The 9,806-nt window shown below is 66.1% G+C and carries 9 protein-coding genes and 3 pseudogenes; 5 read left to right on the forward strand and 7 right to left on the reverse strand.

The window, feature by feature from the left end:
* Positions 1 to 92 precede the first annotated feature (92 nt).
* Positions 93 to 1,541, forward strand: a complete 1,449-nt coding sequence (locus ABZ904_RS43900; protein ID WP_361829712.1) for a hypothetical protein — start codon at positions 93 to 95, stop codon at positions 1,539 to 1,541.
* A gap of 254 nt (positions 1,542 to 1,795) precedes the next feature.
* Here the strand turns inward: ABZ904_RS43900 and ABZ904_RS43905 are convergent, their stop codons facing one another.
* From ABZ904_RS43905 to ABZ904_RS43915, 3 genes and pseudogenes are all read right to left on the reverse strand, one after another.
* Positions 1,796 to 2,908, reverse strand: a complete 1,113-nt coding sequence (locus tag ABZ904_RS43905; RefSeq protein ID WP_359408979.1) for a PP2C family protein-serine/threonine phosphatase — start codon at positions 2,906 to 2,908, stop codon at positions 1,796 to 1,798.
* Positions 2,909 to 3,206: 298 nt separating this feature from the next.
* A pseudogene (locus tag ABZ904_RS43910) lies at positions 3,207 to 3,347 on the reverse strand (IS256 family transposase); the annotation flags it as partial.
* Between the two features lie 558 nt (positions 3,348 to 3,905).
* Complete coding sequence (locus ABZ904_RS43915) at positions 3,906 to 4,079, reverse strand: hypothetical protein (protein WP_359408981.1); 174 nt, start codon at positions 4,077 to 4,079, stop codon at positions 3,906 to 3,908.
* Between the two features lie 201 nt (positions 4,080 to 4,280).
* Between ABZ904_RS43915 and ABZ904_RS43920 the strand changes: the two genes are divergently transcribed.
* Positions 4,281 to 4,607 carry an ankyrin repeat domain-containing protein gene (locus ABZ904_RS43920; protein WP_359408983.1) on the forward strand — a complete coding sequence of 109 codons (327 nt, stop codon included), beginning with the start codon at positions 4,281 to 4,283 and terminating at the stop codon, positions 4,605 to 4,607.
* Between the two features lie 15 nt (positions 4,608 to 4,622).
* Here the strand turns inward: ABZ904_RS43920 and ABZ904_RS43925 are convergent.
* Positions 4,623 to 5,021 (reverse strand): annotated as a pseudogene (locus ABZ904_RS43925) (transposase); the annotation flags it as partial.
* 490 nt (positions 5,022 to 5,511) lie between these two features.
* Between ABZ904_RS43925 and ABZ904_RS43930 the strand changes: the two are divergent.
* The gene (locus ABZ904_RS43930) at positions 5,512 to 5,919 is read left to right on the forward strand and encodes an SseB family protein (protein ID WP_361003731.1); all 408 of its coding nucleotides are present in this window, start codon (positions 5,512 to 5,514) and stop codon (positions 5,917 to 5,919) included.
* 295 nt (positions 5,920 to 6,214) lie between these two features.
* Here ABZ904_RS43930 and ABZ904_RS43935 read toward each other — a convergent pair whose 3' ends face one another.
* Positions 6,215 to 6,886 carry a transposase gene (locus tag ABZ904_RS43935; RefSeq protein WP_361006292.1) on the reverse strand — a complete coding sequence of 224 codons (672 nt, stop codon included), beginning with the start codon at positions 6,884 to 6,886 and terminating at the stop codon, positions 6,215 to 6,217.
* 425 nt (positions 6,887 to 7,311) lie between these two features.
* Between ABZ904_RS43935 and ABZ904_RS43940 the strand changes: the two genes are divergently transcribed.
* Both ABZ904_RS43940 and ABZ904_RS43945 read left to right on the forward strand, forming a co-directional pair.
* Positions 7,312 to 8,421: an FAD-dependent oxidoreductase gene (locus ABZ904_RS43940; protein ID WP_361829715.1), complete on the forward strand. Its 1,110-nt coding sequence runs from the start codon at positions 7,312 to 7,314 to the stop codon at positions 8,419 to 8,421.
* Between the two features lie 137 nt (positions 8,422 to 8,558).
* Positions 8,559 to 8,990: pseudogene (locus ABZ904_RS43945) on the forward strand (IS5 family transposase); the annotation flags it as partial.
* A 31-nt stretch (positions 8,991 to 9,021) separates the two neighbouring features.
* Here the strand turns inward: ABZ904_RS43945 and ABZ904_RS43950 are convergent.
* Entirely contained in the window at positions 9,022 to 9,276 is a 255-nt protein-coding gene (locus ABZ904_RS43950) for a hypothetical protein (RefSeq protein WP_361829717.1), read from the reverse strand.
* Between the two features lie 17 nt (positions 9,277 to 9,293).
* A partial coding sequence (gene istB / locus ABZ904_RS43955) for an IS21-like element helper ATPase IstB (protein WP_361829719.1) occupies positions 9,294 to 9,806 on the reverse strand: 513 nt, incomplete at its 5' end.

Raw genomic sequence — 9,806 nt, forward strand, 5'->3', positions numbered from 1 at the left:
GGCAGACGCTGGTTTGACGAAACCAGATGCGATGGTGATAGTGGCGTGCCGAATCAAACCCGGTGGTTCAGTGTGTGCATCAGGGGGAAAGCATGCAGGCCGAAGATCAAGAAGTCCGATCCGCGTGCGCCTCGGCGCATGCCCAGTTGCTGGCAGGCCAGTTTGCCCAGGCGCGGCGCACTGCCACGGAAGCCCTGAAGGCGGACGGGCCCAGCGCCCGTCTTTTTCTGGTGCTGGGACAGGCCCACGCGGCCGAGGACGACGATGATCACGACGACCAGGCCGAAGCCGCCTACCAGGAAGGCCTGCAGGCGTTCCCCCACGACCTCGATCTGCTCGCGGCCTACGCGGAGCTGTGTCTGCGCAGCGACTACCTGGACCGGCCGGCCAGGCACCGACGCGGCCCCGAACTCGCCGAACGGCTGCGTGAGCTGGCACCCGGTTCCCAACCTGCGCTGCGGATAGAGCAGATCGCGGCGGGCAAGGCAGTGAAAGACCCCAGGCCGCCTTCGCCTGTGCGGACCCAGACGCACGACGCGCGCCTGGTGCTCGCGGCCGTGAGTGATCCCGCCTCGGCCGCCGCGCGAGCCCGCGCCCACGCTCAGGGCCGGCCCGATGACAACCGCTTGGCGACGCTCGCCGAAACCCTCACCGCGTTCACCGGCCCTGGCCGCGCGCCACTGCGCTGGATGGTGCGCTTCCCTCAGCACACGCTCGTGGTCCGTGCGGCCCTGTGCATCGCGGTACTCCTGGCCGTACCCGCACTCCAGTGGAACAGCTGGGTGCGCATGTTGGTCATTGTCCTCATCGTCCCCGCAGCTCTACTTCAGGCTCTGCTGCGCCGGGCACGTCATCGTGCAGGCACCCGGCCGTCCGACGCTCAGGCCGAACAACCCGTTGGTGTCCCGGACTTTCCCGTACTGCCGCCGGTCCCCGCGCCCTCACGCCGCGAAACCACGACGGCAGGCTTCGTGCTCGCCGCAGTTCTGGCGGCGGTGGTGGGCTCAGGCATATGGGGCTATCAGCAGTACGCCGCCTACCCGCGTTACAGCGTCGCAGCACCGGACCGCCTCCGGGGTTACGAGCGGCTGGAGGACACGCCGGTCCAGCAGTTCATGGAAGGCACCATGAGCGAAACCATGGCGGGCAGCGGAGCCACGTCCTTCACCTACGTGTACGGAAAGAAGGAGGAGCAACAGCCCTCGATCATGGTGTTCGGCGCAGTCGGCGACTTTCACGACATGACTTCCGACGCGCTCGGATCCATCCAGGACAGCTTCCAGTTGGGCCTCAGCGCTACGGGGCTGACCACAGGCAAGACCTGGTTCGCCGACCCCGGCCGCCTCGGTGGCACCATACGGTGCCTGTCCTATCAAACGAACGACAACCAGCAGATCAACGCCTGCACCTGGGGAGACAAGGGCAGCTTCGGCACCGTTCTGTCGCCCGACTCGGGCCGGGGCCAAGAGGCTGCAGCGGACCTCACCCGATCAGTACGGGAGGCAGTTCTGCGCCAGGGGACCCCCGCCAACGCCGCCTGAGCGCCCCAGGATCCCTGCGCGGTCATATGGCGCAGCAAGGGCAACTGCACGAGCCCTGCGTGCGCAGACCTCCCAAAAAACGGACCTCAGCAGGCATGTCGATCTTGCAGGTCGACCACGTACGCGATCTGGCCAGGAGTGGGGCATCGCCCGCCTGCACAACCCCGTCCTCGCCGGGTAGCCGCGCATCTCGTGGTTGTTGACCGCACGCATCGACCTCAAGATCAGTTGCGGGACAAGCCTTGGACGACCCCTCAGGTGCGGGAGCGAGTCTTGTATGCGTCGTCGGACGCGTCCGGCAGGCGGGTAACGGCCATGAGGGCGGCATCGTCGTCCAGGCGTCCTTCGGTGTACCGGGTCAGATCGGCGATGAGAGCGTCCAGGATCACACCGGGGTCCGTTGGGAGGGGACGGGACAGGAATGGCACGGGATCGTAGAAGGTGCCGTGGCGGTCGCGTGCCTCCACCAGGCCGTCAGTGAACAGCACCAGGGTCGCGTCGTGCGGCAGGGTGTACCGATCGACCGGTACCCGGGTGCGGCCCAGGTCGCCCAGGCCCAGGGGCAGGGATGGGGCAGACGGCTCGAGCGGACTCACGCGGCCCTGGTGGACGAGGAGCGGCGCCGGGTGTCCCAGATTGATCATGTATATGGCGGAGCCGTCGTTGGGGACGTCGATGAGGACGGCGGTGGCAAAGGACTCAGTGCCCTCCTCCTCGGCATCGACCCTCTGCATGACCTCCTCCAGGCGGTCGACGACATCGGTCAAGCCGGGGATGTGAGCCACGGCCTCGTAGAAGGCGCCGAGCAGCCTGTTGACGGTTCGGACCGCGCCCAGTCCCTTCCCCCGCACGTCGGCAATCATCATCCGAACGCTGTCGGGTGTGGGGTGGATGGCGTAGAGGTCGCCACCGATGGCCGCCTCCTTCGCCGCGGCCCGGTACCGGGAGGCCACGTCCAGCGGCCCGACCCGCTCGGGCGGGATGGGGAGCACCGCCCGCTGGACAGCCTCGGCTACCTCGCGGGTGTCCTTCAACTGCTTCCGGTCTTTGGCCATGACCCGGTTGAGGATCGCGGCAAGAACGGTCAGGACTACGACGCTCGTGAACCGGACGGAGTATTCGGTAAGGGCAACGCCCTTCGTGTACGCCACGGCCATCCCGATCAGCTGTGTCACTACGCCGGTGGCGATTACGCCCGGCAACGAGTACACGGGGGCGGCCAGTACGGGAGCGGCCGCCAGCAGCGGAAACACGCTGAATCCTGACGGGGTCAGTACATCGACGACGACCGCGACGAGGAGCACCGCGGCAGGCAGGAGAGAAGGCCATCGACTCCAGCCGACCAGAGGTGTGCGGTCGCGTGTCATTACCCTGCTGTCCCTGGGCTCCTGGGCGGGTCGTCATCGAGTCCCAGTCTCCGACGCACCCCGACCCGCAGCGACTGGACCAACCTCGTGCGCGTCCACATCAGCGACATCAGCATCTGACTGAGACGCCATCCGCTTTCCGAACGTGATCGTTTGGCTCGGGCTGGGTGGGCATGAGCTCAACCCGGTGGCCCTTGTCCACGGCACCTTCTACGGCCCCCGGCCCGCCCCCGGGTTGACGAAACCCATAGGGGCACCACCCTTGTTCCTGCTGAGAATCAAGCCCTTCGTGTCTCGCCTTGAAGGCCACGGCCAGGGCGGCGCTGCGGGAGCCGGCCCCTCGGGTGACCTTGGTCCGCAGCCGGACGGTGGCGAACGTGGACTCGATCGGATTCGTGGTGCGCAAGTGGATCCAGTGCTCGCCCGGGGAGTCGAAGAACACAGGCAGCTCGGCTTCGTCGTCGGTGATCTTGCGCTACTCGCTTCGACTCTTCCAACTTGCGGTTGGCCTGGGTAGTGAGCACGGTGACTGCCAGGGCGGAGGTCAGCGAGATGCAGGCAACAAGGATGGAAACGCTCGCCAGCGGGTCAAGGAGCTTCATGGCATAGCCATACAGCTCTCCGTGTTCTTGTGTCCCATGATCGGGCAGACGTCTAGGGCTGGGTGCATCCTCTATCGCCGGCCTATCGCGATCAGGGCGCAGCAACGACAAAGAGCCGGACTCAGTGAGACTGGGTCCGGCTCTTCATTCGTGACATCCGCCCTGGTCAGCGCATGATCTGTGCTGGTTGTCGGCGAGTGCCCCGGCAAGATTCGAACCTGCGCACACGGCTCCGGAGTGAATGCGTGAATCATCCCGCATAGCCCTCTGAGCTGCGGCGGAGCTCGTCAGAGGGCGCCAGCGGCGCAGACTGTGTCGGAGGTGTGTCGAGCGCCCTCCTCACGAGGACGCGAATCGCCTCTGTTGCGCTCCCTGCCAGGATGGCCAGGACATTGTCAGTGCTTGAAGGAGTCCTTGGTGCTCTCTTTCGCGCCCCGCATCTTGCCCCGCGCTTCGAGGGCCGCACCCTTCGCTGCGAGGGTTTCTTTGTGTACTGCGTGGGCCACCTTTCGTACGGTTTTTCCTACAACTTGTTCGGCCTTTGCCTTGGCTTTCTCTCCGGTACTCATCTCAGTACCTCCGCGCTCACAGGCCGAGTGCCCTTGAGGCAGAGAAAAACCCTGAGCAGGCGGACACAAACTGCACCGCACGGTCGGCGGGCAGGTGGACGATGGTGCGTGCCCCGTTTCCACAACGTTTCGTACGCGTACTCGCCCCGCGTCTGCGGGGGCCCCTATCTCCTTCGTCAAGCGATCATGATGGTGGTGGGCATGAGGGATGAGGATCAGGGCCTGGGTCGTGAGAGCCGTCGGGGGTGGACGCCGCTGCACTTCGCGGCGGATGAGCAGGATGCCGCGGCTGTCGTCTCTCTCCTGGCGGCGGGTGTGGAGGTGGATGCACCCGATGGGCAGGGCAATGCGCCTTTGTTGCAGGCGGTGTTCACGTATCGAGGTGATGGCGCGGTGCTGTCCCTGCTGGTCAAGGCCGGTGCTGATCCGGACAGGGACAACCATCATGGTGTGAGCCCGCGGCGTCTTGCCGACCGGCGTATAGCTTCAGATGTCGCGACGCATCTCGGGGACCGTCCTTCCTCGTAGTCCAATTTCAGCAGGTCAGGCGGCCTTGGCGGGCTGGGTTTCGTAGAAGGTTCGGTCGCGGAGCATCGCGAAGAGGACGTCGGCCCGTCGTCGTGCGAGGCAGAGCAGGGCTTGGGTGTGGTGCTTGCCCTGGGCGATCTCCTTGTCGTAGTAGGTCCGGGATGCGGGGTCGGCCAGGGCAGCGAAGGCGGAGAGGAAGAAGGCCCGTTTGAGCTGCTTGTTTCCTCTTCGGGACGGTTGCTCGCCGCGGATCGATGAGCCCGAGCTCCGGGTTGCCGGGGCGAGTCCGGCGTAGGCGGCGAGGTGGCCGGCGGTCGGGAAGGCGCTGCCGTCGCCGACCTCGATGAGGATCCTGGCTCCGGTCCTGACGCCGATTCCCGGCATGGACGTCAGGACCTTCGAAAGAGGGTGGGCCTGATCAGCGCCCGTGCCGGACACAGACTTGAAGGTCTGGCCTCATCCCTATCAGGTCGATCGCGGGGGTCTGCCGACATCGACCGACTGGCCGGCGCCTCGGCTGATCGTCCACTGGGGCCCGACGTCGACCGCTGCGTTCGTGCTTGTTGGTGTCCGCCGCCGCACGCGCTATTGACACGGGATGCCTCGCCGTTCCACAGCACCAGTTTGGAAGACGCCGTATGCGGATTGTGGCTGACCTCCCAAACCCCTGACCTGGTCAGGAGCGCAACTGACGCCGCTGTTCCCCGTGAGTCCCTGGAAGATCCCGCCGGACCTGGGACGCTGATCACAATCTCTGCCGAGGTGATCCTTCGCCGCTGTGCCGCATTTGGATGGCCCCGGAAGGGCGCCTTCGTTCCGGACGCCGCGATTTCACCGCATGATCGCACCGATTGCGGGTAGCCAGGGATCCAGGAGAGGGGTTCCTGTGGCAAGGGGCGGCTCCATGGCTGAGATCCCAGCAGAGGTCTTCGAGACTGTGGCGAGGGATGCCCTCCACGAACTGGCCACGGCCCCCAATTGCAGGGCATTGGGGACTCTGGCTGGGTGTGATGTACTGATCCCGGCGGTGAGTGGTATCTGCTCCAGCAGTGGTCGCAGTGGGTTCGTGCGGTTTGTGCTTCCGGTGGTCGAATACGTGAATTCTGCCCCGGCAGTCATGGTGTTCACGTCCGAGGAGCGGCTGTATAGAGCCTTCCCCCATGTGCCCTGCTACCGGCCGGTCACGTTGCGGCAGTTGGCCGCGCATTGGCCGACCGACAAAGTCGTTCTGGTCATCGATGCCGGGCACGAGGACTCACTGACACTGTCCGCACACGAGGCACAGTGGTTTTTCGCGCGCTGTCTCGTTTGACGCGTAGCCGTGCCCTCGGAGCGAGGTCGGCGGAGTTTCAATGGGCGAGTCAAGCGCCGCCAGGTGCGATCACGGCCCAGGGGCGGAGCCGCCGGCCTGCAGCCTCATCCTCGAAAACCGTTGGGTCGGCTGCTGTCTGTTCCAGTACGACGATCGCTATGGGTTGGGTGGCGAACGTGATGGTGTCGGTCGACATGGCCGACAACGCGAATGCGGAGGCGTTGAGCGAGTGGCTGCGGACGGAAGCCCCGCGGTTCGCAGCCGGAGGCTCGCGGGGTGGGGTTCCTGAGGTGGCTCACCAGTTGGAGAACAACCAGTGGGGCGGATGGAAGATGCCCGAGTGCGCGGTATGGGCGGGTGCCTTGTGCCATGCTGACCTCGATGCCCTCCGGCAGCGGTTCTTCGAGACGCCATGGCGTGAACCGTTCGCGCCGCTGAAGCCGAACGAAGAGGCGAGGACTTCTACCAGGAGTGACGAGCCAGGCCGGTGGAGTCTTAAGGACGGGGTCAAGCTGCTGTGGCGGTAGGTGTCCTTGTCGGCGGGGTGGCGTGAAGGGGCGGTTGTCGCGGAGGAGGGCCCAGAGGACATCGACACGGCGGCAGGGCTGTGTTTGTGGCCTTCGGCTCGCTTCTTGAGGTAGTAGGTGCGGTTGGGGCCGTCGCGGATGATGCTGGTGTGGGCGGAGGGGTAGAAGACTCGTCGCAGGCAGCGTCTGTAGCGCTGGCGTCGGTGCAGGTTGCCGGTGCGGCGTCCGGAGTCCTTGGCCACCGGCATTGATCCGGCGGCTGAGGCGAGGTGGTCGGCGTCCGCGCGGGCGGCCAGGTCGTCCGCGGCGACGGGAAACTCCGCTCCCAGGATCGGGCCCATGCCGGGCATCGACTCGATGGCGGCGGCCTGCGGATGGGTGCGGACGGCATCGCTGAACTGCCGGTCGAGCTGCTTGAGCCGCTCGTCCGGGGCCAGCACCTGTCGGGCGAGGCTGGCGGTGATGCCCGCGGCGGTGTCCTGGCCAGGCAGTTGGGTGTGCTGGGCATACGTGGCCGTACTGGGGTGATGGCGACCTTTTCGGGGTGCCGTCCCCCCGCTGCGAGCCAGCGCGTCAAGCGGGCTTTCCCGCAGCGGCGCAGGGCGGCAGGGACGACCTTTGTCGCACCCTAGTTCGTGGCTTTTACCGTGCGGACGACCTCACCGTTGAACAGGCTACGCAGGGGCTCCAGGCTACCTGCTGTCGGGACGGCCCGACTCGTATTGTCGGCCACGCGCCATGCGGTGGGTTCATCCCGCTGATACACCGCAGGGCTACGAGTAGGGCTGGCCCCTTCCGAGCACACTTACTAGAAATGCGAGTTCGCCCGTGATCTGGGAAGGGGGCGTTCGTGAGGATCGGGTCCGTGAAGCGACCTGAACGTGTTGCTGTCATCGGAGTGGGCATCCTCGGAGCCAGCGTGGGCTGGAACCTGTCCCGGCACGGTGCCAAGGTGGTCTTCATCGACGCCGGCCAGCCGGGCGAAGGCGTCACCAACTGGTCTTTCTCGTGGGTGAACGCCAGCAACAAGACCGCGCGCAAGTCCTACTTCGACCTGAACGTCGCGGGCATGGCAGCACACCGTGAGCTTGCCGGCGCCATCGGGCCAGACTCTTGGTGGCACCCCAGCGGTCATCTGCGCTGGGCAGACGATCCCGTAGCGGAGGCGAAGCTCCTGGAAACAGCCGGACTGCTGGCAAGCTGGGACTACCGGGTCGAGGTGTGCACGGGGGCCGAGGTGCGCCGCAGCCTCGAACCTGCTCTCATGATGCCCGACAAGATTCCAGTCATGTTCTACCCCGACGAAGCCTGGGTGCACGGACGTCATCTCGTCGGGCGCCTGGTCGGCCAGGCTGTTGCATCCGGCGCCGAGCACCGGTGCGGCACCGCGGTCTGTGACATCGGCACCGGTGCCGATGGAAGCATCCGAACAGTTGCTCTATCCGATGGGAGCTGTCTCGACGTCGACATCGTTGTGAACGCGGCGGGCCCCAGCGCCTCCCACGTCGCCGGGCTCATCGCGCGGCACTTGCCGATGCGCCGGGAACCCGGCGTCGTCGCCCGGCTCGGGTGTGCTCAGGTCCCGGTTCGCCGGCCCATGCACGCGCCTCACATCGAGATCCGTCCTGACGGGGACGCTTCGGCGGTCCTCCACAGTCGCGAGATCGACGCACTCATCGACACAGGCGAAGATCCAGTGGAACTCGCACGGCTGCTCCACGAATCGGCGCGGCACGTCGTTCCCGAGCTCGGCAACTCCCGCATCGCACAGACACGGGTAGTCAACCGGCCCGTCCCAGCCGACGGATACCCCACGGTGGGGGCAGTGCCGTGTGTGCCGGGCTACTACGAAGCCGTTTCCCACAGCGGCATCACGCTCGGGCCGGTGATCGGCCGGCTGCTTGCTTTGGAGATCCTCAGTGGGAAGAAGGATGAGATGCTTGCGGACTTCCGCCCGGAGCGGTTCTCCCCGTGACAGCTCTGCTGCCGCTGCACCCGACTCAGCGACAGGCACGGCTTCACCGTCGTTGCCTGAACCCCGAAAGACAACCCGACAATGTCTTGGATCAAGCTGCCCGAGGTGCAGCCCCTCGTGTGGACCGCGAGAACGTACTGACCGGACCGAATCTGACCGCGGCAAGCTGGGATCCAAGGTCCATCTGATCACGGACCGGAACGGACTCCCGCTGTCGCTGGGCATCTTCAGCACCAACGTGCACGACGATCAGGGCCTTGAGCCGCTCGTGCGCGGTATCCCGCCCATTCGTTCCCGTCACGGACCCGGTCGTCGCCGTCCGGCGAAGCCGCACGCCGACAAGGGCTACGACTACCCACCTGCGCCGATGGCTCCGGAAGTGCGGTATCCGCCACCGCATCGCCCGCACAGGGATCGAGCCCTCACAGCGACTCGGCCGCCACCGATGGGTTGTTGAGAGGACCGTGTCCTGGCTCGCCGGCTGCCACCGGCTCCACCGCCGCAACGAACGCAAGGCAGAGCACTTCCTCGCCTTCGTCGGTATAGCCGCAGCCCTCATATGCTCACGGCCGGCTCGTCCGTGTGGACGGGCAGGACCACTCAGTGTGAGGCTCCAACACTGCTGGCCCAGACACGCAAGGGCGTGATCTCCGGCTTGGTCTCCGTCTGCTCCAAGTGGCCTTCCACGTCGTCCAGGTCCGACCAGGCGACGATGCCCGGCTTGCTGTCGGCCAGGAACGCCTCGACGACCGGACCAAGGTCGTCGGAAACCACATAGGTGCTGCTGAACGGCAACGCATCCTGTCGGCGGCGGCTGAATCGTGACCCTCTTTGGGCGGTTGAGTTCTGACCCATGTCTTGAGTTGGTCTTGTCAGTCGTTGCCGTTGCTGGTCGGGATGCGGCCGAGTTCCCGGCCCCGCATCCGGTAGGACTCGCCCTTGAGGGAGTAGACCTCGGCATGGTGGACGAGGCGGTCGATCATCGCGGCGGCGACGGTCTCGTCGCCGAAGGTCTCTCCCCAGCGTCCGAAGGGCTTGTTCGAGGTGACGATCACGCTGGCTCTCTCGTATCGGTTCGAGACGAGTTGGAAGAACAGGTTCGCGGCCTCGGCTTCGAAGGGGATATACCCCACTTCGTCGATCACGATCAGTGGGTAGCGGCCGAGCTTGACCAGCTCGTCCTGGAGTCGGTCGTTCTGGTGGGCGGCGGCCAGGCGGTCGACCCACTGGGCGGCGGTGGCGAACGCGACGCGGTGGCCGGCCTGGCAGGCCCGGACGGCGAGGCCGGTCGCGACGTGCGTCTTGCCGGTGCCCGGCGGGCCGAGGAAAACGGCGTTCTCCTTGGCCGCTATGAAGTCCAGTGTTCCTAGATGGGCGAGGTGTTG

Origin of the sequence: Streptomyces sp. NPDC046900, from assembly GCF_040644975.1 — a bacterium.
GTDB lineage: Bacteria > Actinomycetota > Actinomycetes > Streptomycetales > Streptomycetaceae > Streptomyces.

Excerpts from the sequence above, each read along its gene's own strand:
- ABZ904_RS43920 (WP_359408983.1), top strand. The coding sequence starts at position 4,281 with ATGAGGGATGAGGATCAGGGCCTGGGTCGTGAGAGCCGTCGGGGGTGG.
- ABZ904_RS43930 (WP_361003731.1), top strand. The coding sequence starts at position 5,512 with ATGGCTGAGATCCCAGCAGAGGTCTTCGAGACTGTGGCGAGGGATGCC.
- ABZ904_RS43915 (WP_359408981.1), bottom strand. The coding sequence starts at position 4,079 with ATGAGTACCGGAGAGAAAGCCAAGGCAAAGGCCGAACAAGTTGTAGGA.
- ABZ904_RS43950 (WP_361829717.1), bottom strand. The coding sequence starts at position 9,276 with ATGGGTCAGAACTCAACCGCCCAAAGAGGGTCACGATTCAGCCGCCGC.
- ABZ904_RS43905 (WP_359408979.1), bottom strand. The coding sequence starts at position 2,908 with ATGACACGCGACCGCACACCTCTGGTCGGCTGGAGTCGATGGCCTTCT.
- ABZ904_RS43900 (WP_361829712.1), top strand. The coding sequence starts at position 93 with ATGCAGGCCGAAGATCAAGAAGTCCGATCCGCGTGCGCCTCGGCGCAT.